We start from the raw sequence: 25194 nt of genomic DNA on the forward strand, positions 1-25194 counted from the left end.
GGGTGGATCGGGCGGCCTAGCCTCTAGGCGGACGCCGGACGGGGGTGCGCATGGCCAACAAGTGGAGCGGAATGAACGGCATAGCAGCCGTCCCGACCTACGTCGTCATGCAGCCCACCACGCTCTGCAACCTCGACTGTTCCTACTGTTACCTTCCGTTCCGCGCGGTCGACAAGCGGATGCCGGTGGAGGTGGCCGCGGCCGTCGCGGCGTCGGTCGAGGGCTTCGCCCGGGCCGGCCGGTTCTCGGTGGTCTGGCACGGCGGTGAGCCGCTGGCGGCCGGACGGGACCATCTGGCGGCGCTGCTGGCGCCCTTCACCGGCGTCGAGCATCACGTGCAGACCAACGCCACCCTCGTCGACGACGCCTGGTGCGAGTTCTTCGCCGAGCACGACGTGCGGGTCAGCGTGAGCGTCGACGGCCCCGAGGCGCGCAACGGCGAGCGAGTCACCCGCGGCGGCAAGCCCGCGTACGACCGGATCGTGCGGGGGATAGAGGCGCTGCGCCGGCACGACATCCCGTTCTCGGCACTCTGCGTGGTCGGCGATCCGCGACCGGGCGTGGCCGGGGAGCTGTACGAGTACTTCCTCGAGTTGGGTTGCGAGGTGCTCGGCATCAACGTCGAGGAGCGCGAGGGCGTCAACACCCGCGACAACCGGCACGCGGCCGCCGACGTCACCGCCTTCTGGGCCGAGCTGGTCGGCGCCTGGCGCCAGGATCCCCGGATCCACCTGCGCGAGGTCGAGTGGTCGCTGCGGTACGCGTCGGCGGTGCTGGACGGCACGGCCGACGACCTGCTGCCGCGCCGGCTCGACCCGATACCCACCGTCGCCCACGACGGCTCGGTGGTGCTGCTCTCGCCCGAGCTGGCCGGCTTCCACGATCCCCGGTATGGCGATTTCAGCAGCGGCAACGTGCTGACCACTCCGCTCGGCGAGATCCTCGCGGCGGCCGCGGACACCCCGTGGGTCGCCGAGTTCCTGCGCGGGGTGGAGGCGTGCCGCCAGGCCTGCCCGTACTTCGGTTTCTGCGGTGGCGCCCACGCGGCGAACCGCTACTTCGAGCATGGCCGGTTCGACATGACCGAGACCGACCACTGCCGCAACAGCAAGATTCGCCTACTGGAGGGAGTGCTGGACCATGCCCGAGATCACCAACCCACGGCCGTCTGAGGACGTGGATGTCGATCCGGTGACCGCACGGGTGCGAGACACCCGGGCCGGCTTGGCCGCTCTCATCGCGGAGGCGGAGCAAGCCCGCGAACGCCGTGCGGAGAGCACGTCAGAGGACGGTTCGGCGGTGTGCGCCTGGAACCACTTCGAGAACATCCCGACGTTCTACAACTGGAACAACCGGCCGCGCTAGCTGGCTCTGCTAGCTGGCGTCGCCTCCGGCGCCGCGGGCGATCGCCCCTCCGGGGCTGATGACGAGGCAGGCGATTTTCCGGCGCAGCAAACCCCGCTACGACGAAAAACCGACTGCCTCGTCATCAGCGGGGCGATCGCGGGCAGTTCCCCGGATGCGAGTCCTCGAAAATGAGGTGGCAGCAAGTCAGGCTCGAAGCCCACGCGGGTGCGTACCCGCGTGGGCTTCAGTGTTGTTTGAACCGTGGGATGTTGACCGCGACACACGGGAGCACGCGGTCAGCCGCGTGCTCTGTGCAATACGGGTCAGCGCCTTGTAGGCGACCAGGAGTCCTGGTCGTCGTCCGCGTCGTCCTCGTCGTCGTCGACGAACTCATCGTTGTCGTCGTCGAAATGACGGTCGGACTTACCACTGGCACCTGCCAGTTCGCGCTGCAAGGCGGTGAGGTCGGTGTTCGGGGAGTGGTACTTCAGCTCCCGGGCCACCTTCGTCTGCTTGGCCTTAGCACGGCCGCGCCCCATGGCTCGACCCCCTCGCACAGAATTCGGGGCAGCCCGAAGGCGGGCCCCGATGACGTCAGGCATCTCTCGTGGGTCTTACGGTACATGGACGATGCCGCCTTCGGCACCTCGGGTTGCGTGTGACACTGCCGCGCGTCGCGGGTTTTACATCCCGGAACGCGCGGCAGGGCGCAAAACGGGTCCTAGCCGAGGTAGATCGCGCGCAGACGGCCGACCTCGGCCATCCTCTGCTCGGCCAGCCGGTCGGCCGCCACGGCGGGGAGGACGCCCTCCTCGTCGGCGAGCGCGAGGATCCGCTTGGTGGTGTCGAAGATGCCGGTGGCGCGCAGCTTGGCCCGCTCGAAGTTGAAGCCCTCGATCTCGTCGGCCACCTGGATCACGCCGCCGGCGTTCACCAGGTAGTCGGGCGTGTAGAGGATGCCTCGTTCGGCAAGTGTCTTCTCGATGCCGGGGTGGGCCAGCTGGTTGTTGGCGCCGCCGGCGACGATCTTGGAGCGCAGGACCGGGACGGTGTCGTCGTTCAGGGCGCCGCCGAGCGCGCAGGGCGCGTACACATCGATGTCGGCGGTGATCAGCTCCTGAACGTCCGCGACGAGCGAGATCTGCGGGTAGGTCGCGCGGGCCCAGGCCAGGGCCGTCTCGTTGACGTCGGTGGCGACCACCGCGGCGCCGTCCTCGATGAGGTGGCCGGCCAGATATTTCCCGACCTTGCCGAGCCCGGCGATGCCCACCGTGCGGCCGGCGAGCGTCGGCGAGCCCCAGGTGTGCTCGGCGGCCGCGCGCATGCCCTGGAAGACGCCCCAGGCGGTCAGGATGGACGAGTCGCCGGCGCCGCCGTGCTCGAGGCTGCGGCCGGTCACGTAGCGGGTCTCGCGGGCGATGACGTCCATGTCCGGCACGTAGGTGCCGACGTCGCAGGCCGTGTAGTAGCGGCCGTGCAGGGACTCGACGAAGCGGCCGTAGGCGCGCAGCAGGCCCTCGGATTTGGCGCGGGCCGGATCGCCCCAGATCACCGCCTTGCCGCCGCCCAGGTCGAGACCGGCCAGCGCGTTCTTGTACGCCATCCCGCGGGACAGCTTGAGCACATCGGCGAGGGCGTCGTCCTCGCTCTCGTACGGGTAGAAGCGGGTGCCGCCGAGCGCCGGCCCGAGGGCCGTCGAATAGATGCCGATGATCGCCTTGAGGCCGGTCTGCCGGTCCTGGCAGAAGACGACCTGTTCGTGCCCGCTGGCGTCGGTGCCGTCGGTGTCGAACACACCCATCGCTGCTCTCCTGATCTGGTGTCGAGGCCCTTGTGAGGCCGATGCCCCGGCCGGGGTGGTGCCGGACATAGCGAGCGTAGTCGGGCGGAAGCCCCTGTGATTACGCCCGCGCGGGAAGTTCGCTGGGGCGGAATTCATGAAAGGATCGCGCCGTGCCGTCACTGTTCGCGTCGTACCTTCGGGTTTACGAACCGCTGACCGCCTTCGACCGCGACCGCCAGGTTTTCTGGCGCAAGTACGCCCGGGAGGGTCGTGCTCTCGGCCCGGTCGAGGGTCCGGTCAAGCAGCGCTCCGCCGTGCTCGAGGCGCTCGGCGCGGGCTGGACCCGCCTCCCCGACCTGCCCGACGAGGCGTACGTGCTGGAGTGGGGCGACACGCTGCTGGTCTGCCCGTGGAACCTGCGCCTGCGGGTCGCCGAGGCGGCCCTGAACGCCCGCGACGGCGTGCCCAGCGTGCTGGCCGACGCGTTCGTGCCGCCGGTGCTGGCCGGGCAGGCCCGCGCGATCGTCGAGGACTGGCGCAGCGGCGCCAAGGTGCTCGAGCACGGCGTGCCGCGGGTGCACGAGCAGATCGCGACGTGGGGCGTGCCGCTGCGCTGGTTCGTCTTCGTCGATCTGGAGGAGCGCGAGATCGATCTCGCCGCCGGCCGGCGCACCCTGCGCTACCGCACCGAGATTTCCAAGGCCCGCCGGCGCGCGCACCGGGGCGTCTCGGTGCTGCGCAAGTCGCTGGGGGACGCGCCGATCACCGAGGCGGTCGAGGAGGGCACCCGGTGGTTGGAGGAGTTCCATCCCCGGTCGATCGTGGAGCTCGATTACGGCGGCCTCGTCAACCTCCTCCCGGATGACGACCTCAGCGGGGACGATTCACCCGGACTGGTGGCGGCCGGACTTTCCGCCCTCTCCCGGGGCGACGCGGACGCGGCTTCCGAGGCTTATGAGAAGCTCGTCGATCGCTGGCGCGGCGTACAGCTGCTGGAGCGCTGTAACTGACCTGCCAAAACTGGACTTATCCCGATTTTCTGGCGACCGTGGGAACGCTCCCGAGGCGAATACTCTTCGTAATCAGGGCTCGCCGAAGCGTGATAATCGGACTAAACGCGGCACTATCTGGCGTAGAAAACACGGAAAAATCGGGCATGCTTCATCCGTTAATTGGGGGACGTTCGTCCGTTCGGCCCATGTCGGACATCGGGGACTAGCCGGACCATGAGAGACGCACCGGCCGGCGGGACCCCGGCCGATGTCTATAGGTACCTGTGGAGGAGTGACCGATGGCATCGCGTACGCACGATCCTGAGCCGCTACTAACGCCGGCCGAGGTGGCGTCGATGTTCCGCGTCGACCCGAAGACCGTCACCCGGTGGGCGAAGGCCGGCAAGCTCAGTGCAATCCGCACGCTGGGCGGCCACCGCCGTTACCGGGAGTCGGAAGTTCGCGCCCTGCTGCAGGGGCAGATTCCCACGCAGCGTCAGGGCGACTGAACGGACTTCAGTCGGACGTAGCATCGTTGCAAGGGGCGTGCGCTGGGGAAGGCGAACGCCCCTTCTTCGTCTCTAAGTTTAGTGACCATGGATGAGCCACTGATCGGCGACGTCTGGGGCGAGATGATCCGGGACGCGTACGCCGTGCGCACCGGGATCGGGCCGAGACCGCTCGCCGGCGGCCGGGTGCCGCGGCCGGTCATCGAGGTGATCGAGCGGGACGACGGCTTGATCAACGGCGCGCCGGCCGATCACTATCTGGCCGGGCCCGACGAGTGGCAGCCGCACGACCACCGGGCCTTGCGTCTCTGCCGCGGGCAGGTGCTCGACATCGGGACCGGCGCCGGACGGACGGCGCTCGAGCTGCAGCGGCGGGGCATGGCCGTGACCGGTCTGGACACCTCGCGAGGCGCGATCGAGATAGCTCGGCGACGCGGGTTGCGCGACGTCGTGGCGACAACCATTGACGCGTACGCCGAAAGAGCGGCCACCCGGTACGACGCTTTCCTGCTGCTCGGCAACAATCTCGGCCTCCTCGAGGGCGCCGAGCGCGCGCCGGTCTTCCTCGCCGCTCTGGCGAAACTGGCGAAGCCCGGCGCCCGCATCGTGGCGCAGGGCACCGACCCGTACGGCACGACCGACCCGGTGCACGCCGAGTACCACCAGCGCAACCGCGAGCGCGGCCGGATCGGCGGCCAGCTGCGCCTGCGCCTGCGCTACCGGCGTCTCGCCACCGAGTGGTTCGACTACCTGAACTGCTCGCCCGACGAGCTCGAGAAGCTGCTGAGCGGCACCCCGTGGCGCATGAAATCGGTCGACCTCGAAGACCGCCCTTACTACCTTGCGGTCATGGAGTTGCCAAATTAACGGAGATTCGACATGACCGACCTGACCCGCGACCAGGTGCGGGTGAGCCGCCGGATCTCGATGGTCCTGCGGCACCGGCCCGAGTCGGCCGGGCTCACGCTCGACGCGAACGGCTGGGTGCCGGTCGCCGACCTTCTCGCCGCGCTGGGCATCACCCGCGGCGAGCTCGATGTCATCGTCGAGAACAACGACAAGTCCCGGTTCGCCGTCGCCCGCCGCGACGACGGCGTGGAGTGGATCCGGGCCAGCCAGGGCCACTCCCGCCGGGTGGAGGTCGACCTGGGGCTGCCGCCGGCCGAGCCGCCCGAGGTGCTGTTCCACGGCACCCCGCGCGAGAACCTCGACCCGATCCTGCGGGACGGGCTGCGCCCGCGTAGCCGCCATCACGTCCACCTTTCCAAGGACGTGCCAACCGCCCTGGTGGTCGGGCGCCGCCGTTCCTCCGACGTGGTGGTGTTCCGCGTCGACGCGGCCGGGATGGCCGCCGCCGGTTACGTCTTCCATCGCAGTGAGAACGGCGTCTGGTTGACCTCCGCGGTCCCGCCCGCGTATCTCGCCGAGGGGCCGGGGAGCGTTTAGCGTAGGGGCATGGCGAGGGTCACCCGGCGTGAGCTGATGAATCTCCTCGGTGCTCTCGGGGTCGTCGCCACCCTCGCCGGACTCGCCTTCGGGCTTCCCGCGATCGACCGCGCTCTGCCGGCCGAGCGGCCGGTGAGCGCGAACGAGCCGTACCCGGTCGGCGCCGGCGTCACCGTGATCCCGCCGGTCGGGTCCACCCTCGACGTGACCGGCACCCGCCCCGGCGGCGTGACCGGCACCGCGCTCTTCCGCCTCGGCGCCGTGCAATACAAGATCACCGTCCGGCCCTTCCCCGGCGACCTCGGATCGGCCGGCGAGCGCCTCCGGCAGCGGATCACCGGAACGCCCGGATACCAGGTCACCGGCCCGCAGCTGGAGGTCTTCACGGCCGGCGGGCTGATCGGCCTCCAGGGCGGCTACACCGCGCCGGGCCGCAGCGGCCGGTACGCGGTCTTCGTCTCCGACGGGCTCACCATCGAGGTCACCATCAGCGGCGTCGACCTCGACCTGGGCCGCACGCTCCCGCAGATCGAGGCCAGCACCCGCACCCTGCGGACCGACGGGCGCGAGCCGTGACGGCCGCCGCCGTGCGCCCCGCTCAGGGCGGGGCTCGTTTCTCCGCGCTGGCCCGCGTCCCGGCGTTCTGGGTGATCGCCGCCCTGCTGCTCGCGGGCGCGATCCGGATGTCGCAGATCGCGGGGCGGCTGGCGTCGGCGTACCCGATCGCCACGGCCGCGGCCGTGTTGTTGTTCGCCCTGCTCGCGGTGCCGTTCTGGCTGGTCGTCGCGGAGCTCGACTTCCTCGAGCGGGAGCCGACCGAGCTGCTCGTGCTCGCCCTCGCGTGGGGTGGCCTGGTGGCGACCAGCGTTTCGATCCCGGCGAGCGCCGCGCTGGAGGATCTCGTCGCCAAGCTGGGCTCGCCGCACTTCGCCGCCGACTGGGGCGCCGCGCTGGCCGCGCCCACGGTCGAGGAGACCGCCAAGACGCTCGGCGTGGTGGCGGTCGTGCTGATCGCCCGTTCCCAGGTCAACAGCGTGCTGGACGGCGTCGTCTACGGCGCGATGGTGGGGCTGGGCTTCCAGATCGTCGAGGACGTCGTGTTCGCGGTCGGCGCGGTGGCGCTGGCCGGGCAGGGCGACCAGGTGCAGCCGGTGATCGCCACGTTCCTGCTGCGCGGCTTCCTCTCCGGGGTCTGGAGTCACACGCTCTTCGGCGCGCTGGCCGGCGCGGGCATCGGCTATCTCGTGGTGCGCCGCGACCGCCGGCCCGCGCACCGGGTCGGCGCGGCCCTGCTCGCCTTCCTCGGCGCCTGGGCGTCGCACGTGCTGTGGAACTCGCCGCTGCTCGGCGACGGGCTCGGCAACGGCGCGCTGGCGCTGCTGGGCGTGCTGCTGCTCAAGGGCCTGCCGCCGCTGCTGCTGATCCTGTTGCTGGTGCGGCGGGCGCACGACCGGGAGGCCGACTACTACGTCGAGCGGCTCGGCACGCTGCGCGACCCGGAGGTCATCACCCCGGCCGAGATCGCGGTGCTGCGCTCCGGCTCGGCCCGGGCGGCGGCCCGCCGGTTCGCGGGCGAGCGGGTGGGTCACGCCGGGCGGCGGGCCGTGCGGCGGCTGCAGAGCGCCCAGGCGCGGCTGGCCGTGGCGCTCAGCCGGGACGCGGCGTCGAACCGCGACGAGATCCTCGAGCAGCGCCGGGTGCTGCGCGAGCTGGGCCACCCGGAGGCGATCACCGGGCCGCGGTCGTGGCGGCACACGGCCTCCACGATCGTCACCACCGCGGTGGCGATCGCCGTCCTCTGGGTTGCTCTGTCGGCGTTGGGTGGGTCTTAGGACTGCGGCGGCAGGCCGCCGTCGCCGTCGACGATCGCGTCGGGGTTGCCGTCCTGGTCGAGGTCGACCATGGTGATGTCGACCTTGCCGTCGCCGTCGGTGTCGAACTGGAACAGGTCGGGCTTGCCGTCCCCGTCTGTGTCGGACACCCAGACGTCGGGCTTGCCGTCGCCGGTGGTGTCGTTGGCGATCAGGTCGACGCGGTCGTCGCCGCGCGTCTCCACGGTCTCCTGGGGCTCGCTCATCGAATCTCCTCAAGGCCCGGATAGGTCATGCAGACCCTAGGACCAGCGCGCCAGCCGCGCGACCTGGGGTGTGTGATCGAAGTCGCTGGAAAGCCTGGAACCGGCAGGTAACGTTCCCCCTCATGGATATAGCGGCCGACGCCCTGCAGACCCTGCTCTCCTCCGGGGGCGGCGGTGACCTGGGCAAGCGCATGGGCATCGAGCTCAAGGAGGCCACCCCCGAGCGGGTCGTGGGCACCATGCCGGTCGAGGGCAACACCCAGCCGTACGGGCTGCTGCACGGCGGCGCCTCGTGCGTGCTGGCCGAGACGCTCGGGTCGGTCGGCGCGGTGCTGCACGGGCAGACGGTGGACCGGCCGTTCGCGGTGGGCGTCGACATCAACGCCACCCATCACAAGGGCACCCGCTCCGGCCTGGTCACCGGGGTGGCGACGCCGGTGCACCGGGGACGCACGATGGCGACCTACGAGGTGGTCATCTCCGACGACTCGGGGGAGCGCATCTGCACCGCCCGGATCACCTGTCTTCTGCGCGGAGCGTGAAATCCCGTTGCTTGTCGACCCGTACGCGAGCGTTCCTTGACCGATCCACGTACCTTTCTTCACGTGACGGAGGTACCACAGCACGCTTTCGACGACGCGGCGCTCGTTCTGCAGAGTGCGCTCAGCGGCGACAGTGATGCCGTGGTCGGCACGTTCGACGCGGTCGTCGACCGATCCGGCGTGGTTGGGGCGTGGGACGTCGCATGGTGCCTCGCGGCCACCATGGTCGGCCAGGTCCCGCTCGGCGGCGCCTGGACCCTCGACTTCCCCGGCATCGACGACGCGCGGTACGACAAGCGCTGGGTCGCGCGCTTCGTCAGCGCGTACGTGAACGGCGACGTCCCCACCGGCGAGGCCCTCTTCGGCGCCGCGATCGCCGACGGCCAGCTCCCCGACTGCCTGCTCGCCCTGGCCGGCTCGACGGTGGCGACTCTCCGCCACCGCGCCGCCTAAGTCTTTTTCAGGTAGAGCGCCTTCGCGTACTGCACGGCCGCCGCCTCGTTGTACATCGCCGCCTGGGCCATGTACCACTCGTTGTCGGAGATCGCCTTGCGCGCCTGGCTCGTCCCCGACCAGCGGATGTCGGCGTCCACCAGGGACATGCCGCGGGACTTGAACTGCCGGCGCATCGCCGCCTTGCCGGACTGGAACGCCTCGGCGGCCTCCTCGGCCTGTTTCATGGCGGCGAAGGCCTTCTCGCTCAGCGCCTCCGCCAAGGTCCACGCCGCCTGTTCCGCCGCATTCGTGAATGTCAGCACGCCGTCCTCCTCGAAAAAGCGCCTGTCAGGATTAACAGTGTGAGGGTTGTTCACGACGGTGGAGACCACGTTGCCTACCTCGCGCCTACTGCAACTCGAGGAAGGTCGTGAACAACCCTCAATGTTGCTGCTTATCGATCTGGACAACACTCTTATCGACCGCCGGGCGGCCTACAAGGGCTGGGCAGCGTCGCGCTTCGGCGCATCCGAGGTTCCGTGGCTGGTCGAGGCCGACCAGGACGGGTACGAGAAGCGCGAGGCCCTGGCGGCGAAAATCGCCGCCCGCTACGGCGGCGACGAGCGCGAGATGCTCACCGAGCTGCGCGCCGGGATGGTCGAGCAGCTGTCGCCCGACCCCGGAATCGACGCGGCGCTGATCGACGCGAAGGCGGCCGGCTTCGTGCCGTTCGTGGTGACCAACGGGACCGTCGCCCAGCAGGAGGCGAAGCTGCGCCGCACCGGGCTGGACCGGCTGGTCGCCGGGTGGACGATCTCCGAGGGCGTGGGGGTGCGCAAGCCGGATCGGCGGATCTTCGAGATCGCCGCGGCCGCCGCCGGGCGCCCGCTCCCGGCGGAGGGCTGGATGGTCGGCGACAACTCCGAGAAGGACGTCGGCGGCGGCGCGGCGGCCGGATTGCGTACGGCGTGGGTCGCGCTCGGCCGCGAGTGGCCGGCCGGCCTCGGGTACCGCCCGGCCGTCACCGGGGCGACCGGAATGATCACGCTCCGACAGGTCCTGTCGGCCACTTGACTCGGGCTGACTTTCCGCCGCCAAGGTTCCGCCGGATCTCCGTCGGGGCATGGACAAAGGGCCCATGTGCGGTGCCGTTCCGGCGCGTCAAGGTGTACCTGTGACCTCCCCGCAGACGTCCCGTCGAGGCGCCTTCGTGGCGCCGGCGCTGCTTTTCGTAGCGTTGCTCGGCGGTGCGATGTTCTTCGGCCTCCTGGCTATGTCCGGCAAGTACGAAAAGGGCGTCGCGGCGGATCAGGCGGCCGTGGCCGGTCCCCCGTCGAAGGCGGTGCCCGCCGCGAAAACGATCGCCACCACCAACCCGGCGGGCAGCCCACGCGCGATGGCGAACCCGCCCGAGACGCACGTCCCGCAGCAGAGCGCTACACCCCCGGCGTCGATCGACCCGTCCGAGGACGCGCGCCAGATCGCGGCGCTGCCCCGCAAGCCGGTCCCGGGCCGCACGGCCTACCCGGTTCTCGGCGGTTACTGCACCCCGGCCGGCGCGAAGGCCCGCACCGCCGACGGCGACGTCGTGGTCTGCGGCGGCTCGGCCAAGGACGACGAGCAGGGCACCGCGGCCAAGGACGGCAAGAACCGCTGGCGCGAGGGCAACTGAGCGCCCGGCAGTCCTCAGTGGACGGCGCGGGACCCGCCGGCCCCGCGTTTTGACGGACGCAACGAGCCGGCGAGCCCCGCTGGACCCGCCCAGGCGTACCGGGCGGGGGTCACGGCCGCAGCCAGACCGCCTCGTCGCGGTGTGACTCCAGCGGGCCCGGGTAATCCAGCCGGCGGCGAACCTCGTCGGGGAGGCGCCACGGCTGGTGGACGGCCGGGCCGTCGATGCCTGCGAGCTCGGGTATGTAGCGCCGAACGTACACGCCTTCGGGGTCGAATCGGCCGGCCTGGCGGATCGGATTGAAACGGCGGTAGGGCCGGGTGTCGTTCCCGGTGCCGGCCACCCACTGCCAGTTGCCGGAATTGTTCGGAACGTCGCCGTCGAGCAGCCAGCGGAAGAACCAGCGCAGCCCGTGCCGCCAGTCGACGCCCAGGTGCTTGGTGAGGAAGGCGGCGGTGATCAGCCGGGCGCGGTTGTGCATCCACCCCTCGGCCCGCAGCTGCCGCATCCCGGCGTCGACGACCGGCACCCCGGTGAGCCCGTCCTGCCAGTGCTTCAGCGCTTCCGGATCGTCGCGCCACTCGTCGCCGGCGTTCGGCCGGAACGGCTTCGTGGAGATGCGCGGGAACGAGAGCGCGACCTGGTAGTAGAAGTCGCGCCAGCAGAGCTGCCGCAGATACGGCTCGGCGTCGCGAGCCGTCGCGGCGCCGGCCACGGCCAGGGGCGACAGACATCCGAAGCGGAGATAGGGGCTGAGCCGGCTGGTGCCGTCGCCCGGCAGGTCGTCATGCATTTCCCCGTACGCGTCAAGGTCGCGCAACCATGCGGTGAGCCGACGCCGGCCCTCGCTCTCGCCACCCGCCGCGGCCTCGGGCGACTCCCCGCCCGGCATCGCCGGCAGGCGCCCGGCCGCGATCTCCGGCAGCGTGATCTTGCGCGGGGTGGCCACCTCGTCCCGCCATTTCGCCGCCGTCCAGGCCCGGTGGTAGGGCGTGAAGACCTTGTAGGCGTTCCCGCCGCCGCTCGGCCGCAGCTCGCCCGGATCGGCGATCGTGACCCCGGGGAACAGTCGCAGCGAGACTCGCTCCTGGTCGCAGGCGTCGCGCAGGCGACTTTCCCGCTTTTTCGCGTACGCGGTGACGTCCGCGGCCACGCCGAGCATCGTCGCCTCCACGTCGCGAGCGACCCGCATCGCCTCCTCGACCGGGTCGCCGGCGCGCAGCACCAGGTCGCCCCCGCGGTCGCGCAACGACGTACGCAGATCGGCGAGGGACTGGTGCAGGAAGCGCGACCGGTTCGGCGAGAGGTCGCCGAGCTTCGGGTCGAGCACGAACAGCGGCACGATCTTGTCGGCGTTGGCGCACGCGGCGGCGAGGGCCGGGTTGTCGTGCACCCGCAGGTCACGGGTGAACAGAACGACCGCGGTGCGGCTCATGACCGCACCGGCGTGCCCGGGCGGGTGAGCAGGCTGCGGACGGCGACCGAGGCGCGACGGCTGTTCGGCACGGTCGCGCGGCGGGCGAACACGTCGTACCCCGCCGCCTCCACCTCGTCGAGGATGCCGCCGTAGAGCTGGTACGCCGTACGCATGCAGGCCTGCGAGGCGGGGTCGAGCAGGGGGATGCCGGGGGCGGCGAACGCGTAATGGCGTCGCGCTCTGCTGACCTCGTACGCGATGAGGCTCTTGACCTTGGGGTTGCCCGGCCGCAGATCGTCGCGCGTCAGCTCGAAGCGGGCCAGGTCCTCGACGGGCAGGTAGACGCGGTCGCGCTCGAGATCCTCGGCGACGTCCCGGATGAAGTTGGTGAGCTGGAAGGCGAGGCCCAGCTGTCGTGCGGGCTCGCGCGCGGCGATCGGATCGGAGGAGCCGAGGATCGGCAGCATCATGGTGCCGATCACGGCGGCCGACCCCTCCATGTAGTCGAGGAGGTCGTCGTAGGTCTCATAGGACGTGATCGTCAGGTCCATCGCCATGCTGCGCAGGAACGTCGCGAAGTCGTCCACGTCCAGGTCGAAGACGGCGATCGTGTGCAGCACGGCCGGCAGCAGCGGATCGTCGACCGGCTCGCCGCGCAGGCCGGAGACGAAGCTCTCGGACCACTCGGTCAGCCGCGCGGCGCGATCCTCGGGCGGGAGCGCCTCGGTGCGATCGACGATCTCGTCGGCGTAGCGGGTAAATCCGTAGAGCGCGTGCACATGGCGGCGCTTCCAAGCGGGCAAAAGGCGGGTCGCCAGGTAGTAGGTGCGGCCATGCTGCCGGTGCAGGGCACGGCAGCGCTCGTAGGCGCTCGCCAGGTCCGCTTCCACGGGGTCCTCTTTCCAAATCGACGCATCAATCGACGCAACCTCGAACCTAGGGTACGGTAAATCTCGTGGCCAATGACACGCTCGAGCAGAATCGTCGCCGTCCGATACCGCGCCAGACCACCGGCCGTTCCGACACGCTGCTCGACGCGATCGAGGGCACCCTCGCCGACTTCCTCGCCGCGCAGATCGCCTCGCTCGACGCCGTCGACCCGGCGCTCGGCGGTCTCGCCCGCACCACACGGGATCTGGTGCTGGCCGGCGGGAAGCGGCTGCGGCCGACCTTTGCCTACTGGGGGTGGCGCGGGGTCTCCGCGGAGCCGCTCGAACCGGTGTTGCCGGCGTTGGCGGCGCTCGAGTTGATGCACACGTTCGCTCTGGTCCACGACGACGTGATGGACGACTCGGCGACCCGGCGGGGGCGGCCGACGGCGCATCGGATCTTCGAGCAGCAGCATGGAGCCCGGTTCGGGAAGTCGGCGGCGATCCTGGTCGGCGATCTTTGCCTGGTCTGGGCGGATCAGCTGATCGCCCGGGCGCCGCTGCCGACCGCCACGCTTTTCGGGGTGCGGGCGCGTTACGACCGCATGCGGGTCGAGGCGGTAGCGGGTCAGTATTTGGACATTTTGGGTGAGACGCCTGGCGTTTCGTGGTCGGTCGATCGTGCGCTGCTTGTTGCCCGGCTCAAGACCGCCAGCTATACCGTGCAGCGGCCTTTGCAGTTCGGGCTGGCGCTTGCCGGTCCGTCTTCTTCGGATATTTTGGACATTTGTTTTGAACGGTACGGCTCGCTGGTGGGCGAGGCGTTCCAGCTGCGCGACGACCTGCTCGGCGTCTTCGGGGATCCGTCGGTCACCGGCAAGCCGGCCGGCGACGATCTGCTCACCGGCAAACCGACCGCTCTGCTGTTGCTTGCCCGCCAGCTCGCCACCCCCGCGCAGCTGGCGGTCCTGTCCGATGGCGATCCGGCTCGTGCCGCCGAGGTCATCGCCGACACCGGCGCTGTCCTTCGGGTGGAAACCATGATCCAGGAGCGGATCGCCGAGGCGATCGCCGCGCTGGCCACGGCCCCTCTCGCCGCCGAATCGCGCGCCGCCATGATCGAGCTGGCGGTCCGCGCCACCCAGCGCCCGGCATGATGTCCCGCATGCGATTCGTGACGGGTCCCACCGATCGGGTGGTCGTGGTGGGCGCGGGGCTCGGCGGGCTGGCGTGCGCGCTGCACCTGGCGGCCGCGGGGCGGCAGGTCACCGTCGTCGAGCGGGAGTCGGTTCCCGGCGGCCGGGCCGGGCAGCTTCGGGTTGCCGGCTATGAGTTCGACACCGGCCCCACCGTGCTGACCATGCCTTCGCTGATCGAGGAGGCGCTCGCCGCGGTGGGCGAACGGCTCGACGACTGGCTGGAGCTCACGCCGCTCGACCCGGCGTATCGGGCCTACTATCCGGACGGGTCCACTCTGGACGTGCGTACCGACACCGTGCGGATGGCCGCCGAGATCTCCCGGGTGTGCGGGCCGCGCGAGGCGGACGGCTACCTGCGCTTCGTCGACTTCGCCCGCAAGCTCTGGCTGCTCGAACGCGACCACTTCATCGGCCGCAACCTCGACACCCCGCTCGACCTGGTCAACCTCAACCTGCTCAAGCTGCTCGGCATGGGTGGGTTCCGCCGCCTCCAGCCCAAGATCGCGTCGTTCTTCAAGGACCCCCGCACCCAGCGGATCTTCTCGTTCCAGGCGATGTACGCCGGGCTCGCGCCGCACGACGCCCTCGCGATCTACGCGGTGATCGCCTACCTCGACTCGGTCGCCGGCGTGTTCTATCCCAAGGGCGGCATGCACGCGGTCCCTCGCGCGTTGGCCGGCGCGGCCGAGAAGCACGGGGTGGAGTTCCGCTACGACACCACCGTGACCCGGGTGGAGACCTCGGGCGGCCGGGCCACCGGCGTGATCACGGCTGACGGCTCGCGGATCCCGGCCGACGTCGTCGTGCTCAACCCCGATCTGCCGATCGCTTACCGCGATCTTCTGCCTGCGGCGATCCCGAGGCGGCTGCGTTACTCACCGTCCTGCGTGGTGCTGCATGTGGGGTCCAGGCACGCGTACGGGAAAATCGCGCACCACAACATTCATTTCGGCGCCCAGTGGAAGCGCACCTTCGACGAGGTGATCCGCGACGGGATGCTGATGAGCGATCCGTCGTTACTGGTCACCAACCCGAGCCCCACGACGTATTACGTGCTTGCGCCGGTACCCAACCTCGTCGCCGGGCCGATGAACTGGCGCGGCGAGTTCGCCTCGCGGTATGCGGATTCGGTGCTGCGGACGCTCGAGCGGCGCGGATACGTCGGGTTCCGGGACGGCATCGAGGTGATGCGGATCGTGACGCCCGACGACTGGGCCGCGCAGGGGATGGCGGCCGGCACGCCGTTCGCGGCGGCGCACACCTTCGGGCAGACCGGGCCGTTCCGGCCGAGCAACCTGCACCCGGTCTTTCCCAACGTGGTCTTCACCGGTTCGGGGACCCAACCGGGCGTCGGGGTGCCCATGGTGCTGATCTCGGGAAAGCTGGCGGCGGCGCGGATCACGGGGGTGGTGGGATGACGGCGCGGGAGTCGCATCTCGTCGAACTCGTCGACGGTACGGGTACTTCGGTCGGGTCGGCGTTGGTGGCCGACGCCCATGCGGCGCCGGGGATGCTGCACCGTGCCTTCTCGGTCTTCCTGCGGGATCCGGCCAACGGACGGGTGCTGCTGCAGCAGCGGGCCGCGGTCAAGACCCGGTTCCCGCTGCGGTGGGCCAACTCGTGCTGCGGGCACCCGGCGCCGGGCGAGGACGTCGCTTCGGCGGCGGCGCGGCGGCTGTCGGAAGAGCTCGGCGTCACGGGGGTCTCGCTGACGCCGGTGGGGGTCTACACCTATCGGGCGGTGGATCCGGGGACATCTCGGGTCGAGCACGAGTACGACCATGTGCTGCTGGGGGACCTGCCAACGGGCGCGCGGGTGACGCCGGACCCCTCGGAGGTGGCCGACACGCGGTGGGTATCGGTTTCGGCGCTGCGGGCCGGGCTGGCCGCCGAGCCTGGGTCGTACGCGCCGTGGCTGTCCGGGGTGACCGGATGCCTGGCCTCGTACTTTTCGGTTGCATCCGTCGACGAGGCTCCGGAGCGGTCGGGTGGGCGATGAGGCGCTGAGCGCCGGTGCGGTGGCCCGTCGCCTCGGCGTGGCGGTCACCACCCTGCGCACCTGGCACCAGCGGTACGGGCTGGGGCCGTCTCGACACGAGCCGGGGCGGCATCGGCGGTACACGGCACAGGACCTCGACCGGCTCGAGGTGATGCTGCGGCTGACGTCGCAGGGGGTGGCCCCGGCCGAGGCGGCGGCTTGGGCCCGGGGATCGGCTTCCGTCGCCTCCCCTGTATCTCCCCCCACCTCTCTCACCACGTCTTCCGCCACGTCTCCCGGCACGTCTCCCGCCACGGGGCGGGATGGCGGCGGACAGGCGATACCTCTCGGGCATGCGGTGCCGGCCGCGCGAGGGCTGGCCCGGGCGGCGATGCGGCTGGACGCGCCCGTGATGCGGACCATCCTCGAGCGGGCCGTCGCCGACTGGGGCGTCGTCCCGGCCTGGGACGACGTGGCGGTGCCGGTGCTCGTCGGGATCGGCGAGCGGTACCAGGCCACCCAGCGCTTCGTCGAGGTCGAGCACCTCATCTCGCGATGCGTCAGCGAGGTGCTCGGCGCGGTGCCCCGGCCGCGGCCCTCGTCGCCGGTGCGGGTGCTCCTCGCCGCCGCCGACGAGGAACAGCACACGCTTCCGCTCGAAGCCCTCGCGGCCGCCCTGGCCCAGAACGGCGTGCCGACGCGGATGCTGGGCGGACGCGTACCCCCGCTTGCCCTCGACGACGCCATCACCCGCACCGGCCCCGCCGTCGTCGTGCTCTGGTCACAAATCGCGGACACCGGCGACCCCGCCCAGCTGACCCGAGTCCTCTCCCACCCGCACCCACCGCTGCTCGTCGCCGCCGGCGGCCCCGGCTGGCGCCCCACGCTGCCCGCCGGCGTGGCTCAGCTCACCACCCTCGCCGAGGCCGCAAACCTCGTCTCCGCCGCCGCACGGTGACGTTTCCGCAGGTCAGAGCCGATCGGGATACCGGTTTGGAGACGGGGCGGTGGATCACGTATGCTTTCCAAGCCTCAAGCGGGGCCCGGTTGGGGTCTACGCCGCTCAGTGTCGCAGACATGCCATACTGGCGGAGTTGCCCTCATCGTCTAGTGGCCCAGGACGCCGCCCTTTCAAGGCGGTAGCACGGGTTCGAATCCCGTTGGGGGCACTGGTAAGTTGGTAGCGCAAGCTGCCGATCAGCCAGGCAGGAAAGACAGCTGGATAGCAAGGTCCTGTGGAGCAGTTGGAGTGCTCGCCGCCCTGTCAAGGCGGAGGTCGCGGGTTCAAGTCCCGTCAGGACCGCACGTAACACCAAGGCCAGGTAGCTCAGTTGGTACGAGCGTCCGACTGAAAATCGGAAGGTCGGCGGTTCGACCCCGCCCCTGGCCACGAGTCTGGGGCTGCACTGTGCTCACACAAACCGTGAGCCGGGCAGCCTCGTCCTATCTGGCGCGACTTCGTCGCGCGTAGCGGGGGCTACGCCACCCGCACCCCCTCTGCCGCATACTTACTCGCCGTCGCTGGTCGCTGTGGGGCTCTTTGCGACTCCGTCGCTCGAGGCGGGGGGAACGCTTGATCTCGCGCCCACTCGCCCCGCGCTCGGCGGCCGTGCGGCCCGCGCCTGGCGCCCGCGCCCCGCGGCCCCGACTCGTGACCAGGCGGCCCGTGACCACGCGCCCCGTGATCTGACGCTGCGGGCGCGGCCGGCGGCCGCGCCCCCCGCGACTCGCGTCCCCTGTGGCCCCGCGCCCCGGCTTGTGGCTGTTGGAGGGCCTGGTGTGCCAAGTGTGCTGGTGGGGGTGTGGGTTCTGGTTGTCAAGGGACTAGTATCGGGGGGTGGATTCTCTTGGGGATGTGCTCTTGCGTACTGGGCGGCAAGTTGCGGCTTATGGCGTTTCTGAGCGCGTGATCCAAGTTGCTGCTGGGGGGCTTCGGCGGGTGCCGGGGGCGGCGCGTGTGCGGCTTGAGGCTCGGGCTCTGCATCAGGCGATCGTGCTTATTGCGGAAGCTCACCAAGGGTGTGTGGTCGCGGGCTGCTCTAGCTGCGGGGCGATTCGGGATGGTCTTGCTGTGGCGTTGGCTACCGTTCGTGCTGAGGCGGATGGCAGCTTTGAGCGGCGAATGCGGGACTAGCCCGCCGGGACTGGGCGGGACTCGCCGGGACTGGGCGGGACTCGCCGGGACTCGCCGGCGCCGTCCTTCAGTGGACGGCGCCGGCGTGGCGGGTGTGAGGATGGGGGACACCAGCCATGTCTCCCATCGCCCCCTCACGGGCCCGCTTTGATCCCTCTTCCGCGACGGTGAGGATCGGCTGGGGTGGGGGCGGGATTAGGGTTTTGTCAGAGTGGTTCAGAGTGGGATCGCCTGGTGTAGGGCCTGTTCTATGCGGTCTACGGCGGTGAAGTCGCCCAGGCGTCTTGTTACGTAGGCGATTGCTAGGGCCCGGGTGGGGTCTGCCCAGCCGGCGTTGCCGCCCAGGCCGCCCTGGCCCCAAGTGCCGTCGGGCTCTATCTGGACTCCCAAGCCCCAGGTGACCTCCTGCTCTATGAAGAGGTCTGTTCCGGTGTGCTGGGGTCTGGCAAGGGCGGGGAGGCGGCCGTCCAGGACGGCTGCGTAGAAGCGGGCGATGGCCAACGACGTGGCGTGAACGTTGACTGCGGGGATTGCGGCGGAGCGCCACAGCGGGGAGTTGACTACGGCTAGGTCTCTGGCGCCTGGAGGGTTGGAGACGGCCCTCGCGTGTACGGAACCCGGCTGGCCGAGCATTTGGGCGGGCCAGTCAGGGGTTGCGAACTCGAGCTCGGCGCAGCGGGACTGGTCCTGGGTGGACAGGGCGAAGGCCAGGTCCAGGTCCAGGGGTGCGGCGATCTCCTCGGCTACGAACTGGGCGGGTGGGCGGCCGTCTACCCGGCGGACCAGCTCGCCCAGGAGGTGGCCGTAGGTCAGGGCGTGCTCGGCGGCCACGGTGCCGGGCTCCCATTCGGGAGTGGCGTTGGCCAGGTCGCCGCAGAGCAGGTCCCAATCGGACCAAGCTTCGGTCGGCCGAGGGACGGGAAACGTTGGCAGTGCGGCCAGGTGCGCCAGCAGATCCCGTACGGAAGCTGGGGTCTTGAAAGACGGCCAGTAAGTCGCCGTCGGCGCCGGCAAGGAGATCAGGCCGCGTTGTTCCAGGAGCAGGACGGCGGCGGCCATGATCGGCTTGCCCACCGAGTAGATGTTGACCAAGGTCTGCTCGTCCCAGGGGCGAGTGTGCGCTGCGTCACACCAACCCTCGTGGACGTCCACCACGGGAGTGCCGTGGTGGAGGACGGTCAGGGCGGATCCGCCTCTTGGGTCGGTGGCGAAGGCGTCGGCGACGGCCTCGAAGCCGGGTGCGATGAAGCCCTTCATGTGGCGCACGGTAGCCCCTGGGTCGGCGGGATTCCCGGTTCCGCTGCGCTGAGCTGGGGTTATGCGGAAGAGTGATACCCGATTTGGAGCCCGGGGAACGACGCTGTAATGTTTTCCGAGCCGGCAGGGACGCGGACGAGCGAGCGGAGAGATCCGCAGCGGCCGTCCTGCCAAATCCTTCGAACTACGGAACGCGGTCTTGCTGCGTGCCTGGTGCGGGGGAGGTACTAGGGCAGATGGGGTACAACCGGGAGAAACCGGTTGACGATCCTCGGATGACCTAGTAAGGTTGAACGAGTGCCCCGGGGGCAGGTCGACCCGGGAGCGGTTGTTCTTTGAGAACTCAACAGGGTGCTTGTAAAGCCAGTGCCAATTAGTTTTTTCCCTGGCCGGTTTGATCCGGCTTGGATTCCTTTGGCAACTTTTTGTTGCCGGGACATTTTTTCCAAAGGTTTTTGTTGGAGAGTTTGATCCTGGCTCAGGACGAACGCTGGCGGCGTGCTTAACACATGCAAGTCGAGCGGAAAGGCCCTTCGGGGTACTCGAGCGGCGAACGGGTGAGTAACACGTGAGTAACCTGCCCTGGACTTTGGGATAACCCTCGGAAACGGGGGCTAATACCGGATACGACTGCTGATCGCATGGTTGGTGGTGGAAAGTTTTTCGGTCTGGGATGGGCTCGCGGCCTATCAGCTTGTTGGTGGGGTGATGGCCTACCAAGGCGACGACGGGTAGCCGGCCTGAGAGGGCGACCGGCCACACTGGGACTGAGACACGGCCCAGACTCCTACGGGAGGCAGCAGTGGGGAATATTGCACAATGGGCGGAAGCCTGATGCAGCGACGCCGCGTGAGGGATGACGGCCTTCGGGTTGTAAACCTCTTTCAGCAGGGACGAAGCGTGAGTGACGGTACCTGCAGAAGAAGCGCCGGCCAACTACGTGCCAGCAGCCGCGGTAAGACGTAGGGCGCGAGCGTTGTCCGGATTTATTGGGCGTAAAGAGCTCGTAGGCGGCTTGTCGCGTCGTCCGTGAAAACCTGGGGCTCAACTCCAGGCTTGCGGTCGATACGGGCAGGCTCGAGTTCGGTAGGGGAGACTGGAATTCCTGGTGTAGCGGTGAAATGCGCAGATATCAGGAGGAACACCGGTGGCGAAGGCGGGTCTCTGGGCCGATACTGACGCTGAGGAGCGAAAGCGTGGGGAGCGAACAGGATTAGATACCCTGGTAGTCCACGCTGTAAACGTTGGGCGCTAGGTGTGGGGGGCCTCTCCGGTTCTCTGTGCCGCAGCTAACGCATTAAGCGCCCCGCCTGGGGAGTACGGCCGCAAGGCTAAAACTCAAAGGAATTGACGGGGGCCCGCACAAGCGGCGGAGCATGCGGATTAATTCGATGCAACGCGAAGAACCTTACCTGGGTTTGACATGGCCGCAAAACTGTCAGAGATGGCAGGTCCTTCGGGGGCGGTCACAGGTGGTGCATGGCTGTCGTCAGCTCGTGTCGTGAGATGTTGGGTTAAGTCCCGCAACGAGCGCAACCCTCGTCCCATGTTGCCAGCAAGTCATGTTGGGGACTCATGGGAGACTGCCGGGGTCAACTCGGAGGAAGGTGGGGATGACGTCAAGTCATCATGCCCCTTATGTCCAGGGCTTCACGCATGCTACAATGGCCGGTACAAACCGTTGCGAGCCCGTGAGGGGGAGCGAATCGGAAAAAGCCGGTCTCAGTTCGGATCGGGGTCTGCAACTCGACCCCGTGAAGTCGGAGTCGCTAGTAATCGCAGATCAGCAACGCTGCGGTGAATACGTTCCCGGGCCTTGTACACACCGCCCGTCACGTCACGAAAGTCGGCAACACCCGAAGCCGGTGGCCTAACCCGTAAGGGAGGGAGCCGTCGAAGGTGGGGCTGGCGATTGGGACGAAGTCGTAACAAGGTAGCCGTACCGGAAGGTGCGGCTGGATCACCTCCTTTCTAAGGAGCAACTAGATCGGGAAACCGATCCAGTAGCCCGCGCCACCCGAATGCGGTGGTGGGGTGCTCAAAGGCGGAGACACTGGCCAGTCAGGTTTCGGCAACGGCCGGCCTCGCTAGTACAGCTGCTTGCAGCGTGGAACGTGGGTCTGGTGCGGCTGAAATTCCTGGCGATCAAACATGCACCCTGTTGGGTATCTGAAAGAACAACCGTCGCGGTGATTGATCCCGCGGTTGTTTTTCAATGCCAGGCAAGATTGTGAAGGCATACCTGCCGTTGTGACGGTGTTGGTGTTTTCGTAGATGGTCTTGGGTTGGTCGTTGGTTGAGAATTGCACAGTGGACGCGAGCATCTTGTTTTCTGTGGTTAAGTTGTCAAGGGCGAACGGTGGATGCCTTGGCACCAGGAGCCGATGAAGGACGTGGGAGGCCGCGATAGGCCTGGGGGAGCTGTCAACCTAGCTGTGATCCCAGGGTGTCCGAATGGGGAAACCTAGCACGAGTCATGTCGTGTTACTCCCAGCTGAATACATAGGCTGGGTAGAGGGAACGCGGGGAAGTGAAACATCTCAGTACCCGTAGGAAGAGAAAACAAACGTGATTCCGTGAGTAGTGGCGAGCGAAAGCGGATCGAGCCTAAACCTTGTATGTGTGATAGCTGTCAGGCGTTGCATGCGGGGGGTTGTGGGACCTGTTTGATTGTGCTGACACATGGTCGAGAAGTTACAAAGTCATTCGTTAGTTGAACGGTGTGGGAAAGCCGGCCGTAGAGGGTGAGAGCCCCGTAAGCGAAAGCGTGTGACCTTCTTACAGTGTTCCCGAGTAGCAGCGGACTCCTAGAATCTGCTGTGAATCTGCCAGGACCACCTGGTAAGGCTGAATACTTCCTGGTGACCGATAGCGGACGAGTACCGTGAGGGAATGGTGAAAAGTACCCCGGGAGGGGAGTGAAATAGTACCTGAAACCGTTCGCCTACAATCCGTCAGAGCCTTTTGGGGTGATGGCGTGCCTTTTGAAGAATGAGCCTGCGAGTTAGTGGCACGTGGCGAGGTTAACCCGTGTGGGGTAGCCGTAGCGAAAGCGAGTCTGAAGAGGGCGTTTTTAGTCGCGTGTTCTAGACCCGAAGCGGGGTGATCTAGCCATGGGCAGGTTGAAGCGTGGGTAAGACTGCGTGGAGGACCGAACCCACCAACGTTGAAAAGTTGGGGGATGACCTGTGGTTAGGGGTGAAAGGCCAATCAAACTCCGTGATAGCTGGTTCTCCCCGAAATGCATTTAGGTGCAGCGTCGTGTGTTTCTTGCCGGAGGTAGAGCACTGGATGGTCTAGGGGGCCTACAAGCTTACCGAAATCAGCCAAACTCCGAATGCCGGTAAGTGAGAGCGCGGCAGTGAGACTGCGGGGGATAAGCTTCGTAGTCGAGAGGGAAACAGCCCAGATCACCAGCTAAGGCCCCTAAGCGTGTGCTAAGTGGAAAAGGATGTGGGGTCGCTTAGACAACCAGGAGGTTGGCTTAGAAGCAGCCACCCTTTAAAGAGTGCGTAATAGCTCACTGGTCAAGTGGTTCCGCGCCGACAATGTAGCGGGGCTCAAGCACACCGCCGAAGCTGTGGCATTCACATAATGATCCGCCAGTGCCCTTGCGGTGCTGGTGCAGTCGTGTGGATGGGTAGGGGAGCGTCGTGCAGCCAGGGAAGCGGCGGAGTAATCCAGTCGTGGAGGCTGTACGAGTGAGAATGCAGGCATGAGTAGCGAATGAAGAGTGAGAACCTCTTCCGCCGGATGACCAAGGGTTCCAGGGCCAGGCTAATCCGCCCTGGGTGAGTCGGGGCCTAAGGCGAGGCCGAGAGGCGTAGTCGATGGATAACGGGTTGATATTCCCGTACCCGCAAAGGAACGCCCAAGACGAACCTTTCCATGCTAACTACGCGAGCCGGCGGCGGTCTTCGGACCAAGGCTGGTGAGTCTAGGACCCTGGTTGGTAGTAGTTTAGTGATGGGGTGACGCAGGAAGGTAGCTGGTCCCAGGCGGTGGTTGTCCTGGGGTAAGCGTGTAGCCCGCACCATAGGCAAATCCGTGGTGTATTGAGGGTGAGACGTGATGCCGAGCCGTATCAGGTGAAGTCAGTGATCCTATGCTGCCGAGAAAAGCCTCTAGCGATGTTCCGAGCGGCCCGTACCCGAAACCGACACAGGTGGTCAGGTAGAGAATACCGAGGCGACGGGCGAACTGTGGTTAAGGAACTCGGCAAATTGCCCCCGTAACTTAGGGAGAAGGGGGGCCGGACGCGTGAAGCCCTGTGCGGGTGGAGCGTGGTATGGCCGCAGAGAGCAGGGGGAAGCGACTGTTTACTAAAAACACAGGTCCATGCCAAGTCGTAAGACGATGTATATGGACTGACGCCTGCCCGGTGCTGGAACGTTAAGGGGACCTGTTAGCTCTTCGGGGCGAAGCGGAGAACTTAAGCGCCAGTAAACGGCGGTGGTAACTATAACCATCCTAAGGTAGCGAAATTCCTTGTCGGGTAAGTTCCGACCTGCACGAATGGCGTAACGACTTCCCCACTGTCTCAACCACAGGCCCGGCGAAATTGCAGTACGAGTAAAGATGCTCGTTACGCGCGGCAGGACGGAAAGACCCCGGGACCTTTACTATAGCTTGACATTGGTATCCGAATTTAATTGTGTAGGATAGGTGGGAGCCTGTGAAGCTCGGACGCCAGTTCGGGTGGAGGCAATCTTGAAATACCACTCTGTTGGGTTTGGGTATCTAACTTGCGGCCCTGATCGGGTCGAGGGACAGTGTCTGGTGGGTAGTTTAACTGGGGCGGTTGCCTCCTAAAGGGTAACGGAGGCGCCCAAAGGTTCCCTCAGCCTGGTTGGCAATCAGGTGTTGAGTGTAAGTGCACAAGGGAGCTTGACTGTGAGACTGACGGGTCGAGCAGGGACGAAAGTCGGGACTAGTGATCCGGCACTTGCGTGTGGAAGCGGTGTCGCTCAACGGATAAAAGGTACCCCGGGGATAACAGGCTGATCTTCCCCAAGAGTCCATATCGACGGGATGGTTTGGCACCTCGATGTCGGCTCGTCGCATCCTGGGGCTGTAGCAGGTCCCAAGGGTTGGGCTGTTCGCCCATTAAAGCGGTACGCGAGCTGGGTTTAGAACGTCGTGAGACAGTTCGGTCCCTATCCGCCGTGCGCGTTGGATACTTGAGAAGGGCTGTCCCTAGTACGAGAGGACCGGGACGGACGAACCTCTGGTGTGCCAGTTGTCCCGCCAGGGGCACGGCTGGTTGGCTACGTTCGGAAGGGATAACCGCTGAAAGCATCTAAGCGGGAAGCTCGCTTCGAGATGAGGTATCCCACCACCATTTGAGTGGGTAAGGCTCCCAGCCAGACGACTGGGTTGATAGGCCGGAGATGTAAGCCAGGTAACTGGTTCAGTCGACCGGTACTAATAAGCCGAGGGCTTAACCACCTTAAACTTTTTGCTCAACGCGTCCACTGTGTGATTCACAGCAAACGAACAACCACCCCGGTCACCACGACGGGTTGCTGGTAGTTCTG

23 protein-coding genes, 3 tRNA genes and 2 rRNA genes are annotated in these 25194 nt (G+C 67.6%); 21 read left to right on the forward strand and 7 right to left on the reverse strand.

What is annotated here, in order from left to right:
* The first annotated feature begins 71 nt into the window (after positions 1-71).
* On the forward strand, positions 72-1172 hold the full coding sequence (gene amcB, locus ACQPZX_RS00770) for a cyclophane-forming radical SAM peptide maturase AmcB (RefSeq protein ID WP_433386062.1): 1101 nt from the start codon (positions 72-74) through the stop codon (positions 1170-1172).
* Positions 1141-1365: a multiple cyclophane-containing RiPP AmcA gene (gene amcA, locus ACQPZX_RS00775; RefSeq protein WP_433372929.1), complete on the forward strand. Its 225-nt coding sequence runs from the start codon at positions 1141-1143 to the stop codon at positions 1363-1365. Before amcB ends, amcA begins: the two co-directional genes overlap by 32 nt.
* 305 nt (positions 1366-1670) lie before the next feature.
* On the opposite strand, the gene ACQPZX_RS00780 is transcribed toward amcA, so the two are convergent.
* Entirely contained in the window at positions 1671-1886 is a 216-nt protein-coding gene (locus ACQPZX_RS00780) for a DUF3073 domain-containing protein (RefSeq protein ID WP_020516925.1), read from the reverse strand.
* Positions 1887-2068: 182 nt separating this feature from the next.
* Positions 2069-3148: a Glu/Leu/Phe/Val family dehydrogenase gene (locus ACQPZX_RS00785; RefSeq protein ID WP_433372932.1), complete on the reverse strand. Its 1080-nt coding sequence runs from the start codon at positions 3146-3148 to the stop codon at positions 2069-2071.
* Positions 3149-3300: 152 nt separating this feature from the next.
* Here ACQPZX_RS00785 and ACQPZX_RS00790 point away from each other — a divergent pair, with 152 nt between their 5' ends.
* The 6 genes from ACQPZX_RS00790 to ACQPZX_RS00815 all read left to right on the forward strand — a co-directional run bounded on the left by ACQPZX_RS00790 (position 3301) and on the right by ACQPZX_RS00815 (position 7909).
* Positions 3301-4140: a hypothetical protein gene (locus ACQPZX_RS00790; RefSeq protein WP_433372935.1), complete on the forward strand. Its 840-nt coding sequence runs from the start codon at positions 3301-3303 to the stop codon at positions 4138-4140.
* A 281-nt stretch (positions 4141-4421) separates the two neighbouring features.
* Positions 4422-4631 (forward strand): BldC family transcriptional regulator, encoded by a 210-nt coding sequence (locus tag ACQPZX_RS00795; protein ID WP_014687221.1) that lies wholly within the window; start codon positions 4422-4424, stop codon positions 4629-4631.
* Between the two features lie 87 nt (positions 4632-4718).
* Positions 4719-5498 carry a class I SAM-dependent methyltransferase gene (locus ACQPZX_RS00800; RefSeq protein WP_433372938.1) on the forward strand — a complete coding sequence of 260 codons (780 nt, stop codon included), beginning with the start codon at positions 4719-4721 and terminating at the stop codon, positions 5496-5498.
* A gap of 12 nt (positions 5499-5510) precedes the next feature.
* Positions 5511-6077 carry an RNA 2'-phosphotransferase gene (locus ACQPZX_RS00805; protein WP_433372940.1) on the forward strand — a complete coding sequence of 189 codons (567 nt, stop codon included), beginning with the start codon at positions 5511-5513 and terminating at the stop codon, positions 6075-6077.
* A gap of 9 nt (positions 6078-6086) precedes the next feature.
* The gene (locus ACQPZX_RS00810) at positions 6087-6653 is read left to right on the forward strand and encodes a hypothetical protein (RefSeq protein WP_433372942.1); all 567 of its coding nucleotides are present in this window, start codon (positions 6087-6089) and stop codon (positions 6651-6653) included.
* The gene (locus ACQPZX_RS00815) at positions 6650-7909 is read left to right on the forward strand and encodes a PrsW family intramembrane metalloprotease (protein WP_433372944.1); all 1260 of its coding nucleotides are present in this window, start codon (positions 6650-6652) and stop codon (positions 7907-7909) included. Before ACQPZX_RS00810 ends, ACQPZX_RS00815 begins: the two co-directional genes overlap by 4 nt.
* Here ACQPZX_RS00815 and ACQPZX_RS00820 read toward each other — a convergent pair.
* Positions 7906-8154 carry a hypothetical protein gene (locus tag ACQPZX_RS00820; protein ID WP_433372946.1) on the reverse strand — a complete coding sequence of 83 codons (249 nt, stop codon included), beginning with the start codon at positions 8152-8154 and terminating at the stop codon, positions 7906-7908. The two genes, ACQPZX_RS00815 and ACQPZX_RS00820, sit on opposite strands and share 4 nt — an antisense overlap.
* Positions 8155-8276: 122 nt before the next feature.
* Here ACQPZX_RS00820 and ACQPZX_RS00825 point away from each other — a divergent pair, with 122 nt between their 5' ends.
* Positions 8277-8696, forward strand: coding sequence for a PaaI family thioesterase (locus tag ACQPZX_RS00825; protein WP_433372948.1), 420 nt, complete (start codon positions 8277-8279; stop codon positions 8694-8696).
* A 63-nt stretch (positions 8697-8759) separates the two neighbouring features.
* Entirely contained in the window at positions 8760-9149 is a 390-nt protein-coding gene (locus ACQPZX_RS00830; protein ID WP_378974093.1) for a hypothetical protein, read from the forward strand.
* Here ACQPZX_RS00830 and ACQPZX_RS00835 read toward each other — a convergent pair.
* Positions 9146-9523, reverse strand: coding sequence for a hypothetical protein (locus tag ACQPZX_RS00835; protein WP_433372950.1), 378 nt, complete (start codon positions 9521-9523; stop codon positions 9146-9148). The two genes, ACQPZX_RS00830 and ACQPZX_RS00835, sit on opposite strands and share 4 nt — an antisense overlap.
* A 52-nt stretch (positions 9524-9575) precedes the next feature.
* Here ACQPZX_RS00835 and ACQPZX_RS00840 point away from each other — a divergent pair, with 52 nt between their 5' ends.
* Together ACQPZX_RS00840 and ACQPZX_RS00845 are read left to right on the forward strand one after the other, a co-directional pair.
* Positions 9576-10205 carry an HAD family hydrolase gene (locus ACQPZX_RS00840; RefSeq protein ID WP_433372952.1) on the forward strand — a complete coding sequence of 210 codons (630 nt, stop codon included), beginning with the start codon at positions 9576-9578 and terminating at the stop codon, positions 10203-10205.
* Positions 10206-10305: 100 nt separating this feature from the next.
* Positions 10306-10803 (forward strand): hypothetical protein, encoded by a 498-nt coding sequence (locus tag ACQPZX_RS00845; RefSeq protein ID WP_433372954.1) that lies wholly within the window; start codon positions 10306-10308, stop codon positions 10801-10803.
* 109 nt (positions 10804-10912) lie between these two features.
* On the opposite strand, the gene ACQPZX_RS00850 is transcribed toward ACQPZX_RS00845, so the two are convergent.
* Positions 10913-12238, reverse strand: coding sequence for a cryptochrome/photolyase family protein (locus ACQPZX_RS00850; RefSeq protein WP_433372956.1), 1326 nt, complete (start codon positions 12236-12238; stop codon positions 10913-10915).
* Positions 12235-13110: a phytoene/squalene synthase family protein gene (locus tag ACQPZX_RS00855; protein ID WP_433372959.1), complete on the reverse strand. Its 876-nt coding sequence runs from the start codon at positions 13108-13110 to the stop codon at positions 12235-12237. The genes ACQPZX_RS00850 and ACQPZX_RS00855 overlap by 4 nt, the downstream gene beginning before the upstream one ends.
* Positions 13111-13175: 65 nt before the next feature.
* Between ACQPZX_RS00855 and ACQPZX_RS00860 the strand changes: the two genes are divergently transcribed.
* The 7 genes from ACQPZX_RS00860 to ACQPZX_RS00890 all read left to right on the forward strand — a co-directional run bounded on the left by ACQPZX_RS00860 (position 13176) and on the right by ACQPZX_RS00890 (position 17656).
* Entirely contained in the window at positions 13176-14246 is a 1071-nt protein-coding gene (locus ACQPZX_RS00860) for a polyprenyl synthetase family protein (RefSeq protein WP_433372962.1), read from the forward strand.
* 8 nt (positions 14247-14254) lie between these two features.
* Complete coding sequence (gene crtI, locus ACQPZX_RS00865) at positions 14255-15706, forward strand: phytoene desaturase family protein (RefSeq protein ID WP_433372964.1); 1452 nt, start codon at positions 14255-14257, stop codon at positions 15704-15706.
* On the forward strand, positions 15703-16287 hold the full coding sequence (gene idi, locus ACQPZX_RS00870; RefSeq protein WP_433372967.1) for an isopentenyl-diphosphate Delta-isomerase: 585 nt from the start codon (positions 15703-15705) through the stop codon (positions 16285-16287). The genes crtI and idi overlap by 4 nt, the downstream gene beginning before the upstream one ends.
* Positions 16277-17224 carry a MerR family transcriptional regulator gene (locus tag ACQPZX_RS00875; protein WP_433372970.1) on the forward strand — a complete coding sequence of 316 codons (948 nt, stop codon included), beginning with the start codon at positions 16277-16279 and terminating at the stop codon, positions 17222-17224. The genes idi and ACQPZX_RS00875 overlap by 11 nt, the downstream gene beginning before the upstream one ends.
* 138 nt (positions 17225-17362) lie before the next feature.
* Positions 17363-17435, forward strand: a tRNA-Glu gene (locus ACQPZX_RS00880).
* A 60-nt stretch (positions 17436-17495) separates the two neighbouring features.
* Positions 17496-17569: transfer RNA gene (locus ACQPZX_RS00885), tRNA-Asp, on the forward strand.
* A 13-nt stretch (positions 17570-17582) separates the two neighbouring features.
* Positions 17583-17656 (forward strand) — tRNA-Phe (locus ACQPZX_RS00890).
* Positions 17657-18616: 960 nt separating this feature from the next.
* Here the strand turns inward: ACQPZX_RS00890 and ACQPZX_RS00895 are convergent.
* Positions 18617-19657 carry a serine hydrolase domain-containing protein gene (locus tag ACQPZX_RS00895; protein ID WP_433372973.1) on the reverse strand — a complete coding sequence of 347 codons (1041 nt, stop codon included), beginning with the start codon at positions 19655-19657 and terminating at the stop codon, positions 18617-18619.
* Between the two features lie 455 nt (positions 19658-20112).
* Here ACQPZX_RS00895 and ACQPZX_RS00900 point away from each other — a divergent pair.
* Positions 20113-21628 (forward strand): 16S ribosomal RNA (locus tag ACQPZX_RS00900).
* 365 nt (positions 21629-21993) lie between these two features.
* A 23S ribosomal RNA gene (locus ACQPZX_RS00905) occupies positions 21994-25105 on the forward strand.
* Together the 16S and 23S rRNA genes form the textbook arrangement of a ribosomal RNA operon.
* The last annotated feature ends 89 nt before the right edge of the window (positions 25106-25194 follow it).

The organism is Actinoplanes sp. CA-142083 (assembly GCF_050942195.1).
In the GTDB taxonomy this organism is placed as follows: Bacteria; Actinomycetota; Actinomycetes; order Mycobacteriales; family Micromonosporaceae; genus Actinoplanes.

What these genes read in the sequence shown, in the direction of transcription:
- amcB (WP_433386062.1), top strand. Translation starts at nt 72, where the DNA reads ATGAACGGCATAGCAGCCGTCCCGACCTACGTCGTCATGCAGCCCACC.
- amcA (WP_433372929.1), top strand. Translation starts at nt 1,141, where the DNA reads ATGCCCGAGATCACCAACCCACGGCCGTCTGAGGACGTGGATGTCGAT.
- ACQPZX_RS00780 (WP_020516925.1), bottom strand. Translation starts at nt 1,886, where the DNA reads ATGGGGCGCGGCCGTGCTAAGGCCAAGCAGACGAAGGTGGCCCGGGAG.
- ACQPZX_RS00785 (WP_433372932.1), bottom strand. Translation starts at nt 3,148, where the DNA reads ATGGGTGTGTTCGACACCGACGGCACCGACGCCAGCGGGCACGAACAG.
- ACQPZX_RS00795 (WP_014687221.1), top strand. Translation starts at nt 4,422, where the DNA reads ATGGCATCGCGTACGCACGATCCTGAGCCGCTACTAACGCCGGCCGAG.
- ACQPZX_RS00800 (WP_433372938.1), top strand. Translation starts at nt 4,719, where the DNA reads ATGGATGAGCCACTGATCGGCGACGTCTGGGGCGAGATGATCCGGGAC.
- ACQPZX_RS00805 (WP_433372940.1), top strand. Translation starts at nt 5,511, where the DNA reads ATGACCGACCTGACCCGCGACCAGGTGCGGGTGAGCCGCCGGATCTCG.
- ACQPZX_RS00810 (WP_433372942.1), top strand. Translation starts at nt 6,087, where the DNA reads ATGGCGAGGGTCACCCGGCGTGAGCTGATGAATCTCCTCGGTGCTCTC.
- ACQPZX_RS00820 (WP_433372946.1), bottom strand. Translation starts at nt 8,154, where the DNA reads ATGAGCGAGCCCCAGGAGACCGTGGAGACGCGCGGCGACGACCGCGTC.
- ACQPZX_RS00825 (WP_433372948.1), top strand. Translation starts at nt 8,277, where the DNA reads ATGGATATAGCGGCCGACGCCCTGCAGACCCTGCTCTCCTCCGGGGGC.
- ACQPZX_RS00840 (WP_433372952.1), top strand. Translation starts at nt 9,576, where the DNA reads ATGTTGCTGCTTATCGATCTGGACAACACTCTTATCGACCGCCGGGCG.
- ACQPZX_RS00850 (WP_433372956.1), bottom strand. Translation starts at nt 12,238, where the DNA reads ATGAGCCGCACCGCGGTCGTTCTGTTCACCCGTGACCTGCGGGTGCAC.
- crtI (WP_433372964.1), top strand. Translation starts at nt 14,255, where the DNA reads ATGCGATTCGTGACGGGTCCCACCGATCGGGTGGTCGTGGTGGGCGCG.
- idi (WP_433372967.1), top strand. Translation starts at nt 15,703, where the DNA reads ATGACGGCGCGGGAGTCGCATCTCGTCGAACTCGTCGACGGTACGGGT.
- ACQPZX_RS00895 (WP_433372973.1), bottom strand. Translation starts at nt 19,657, where the DNA reads ATGAAGGGCTTCATCGCACCCGGCTTCGAGGCCGTCGCCGACGCCTTC.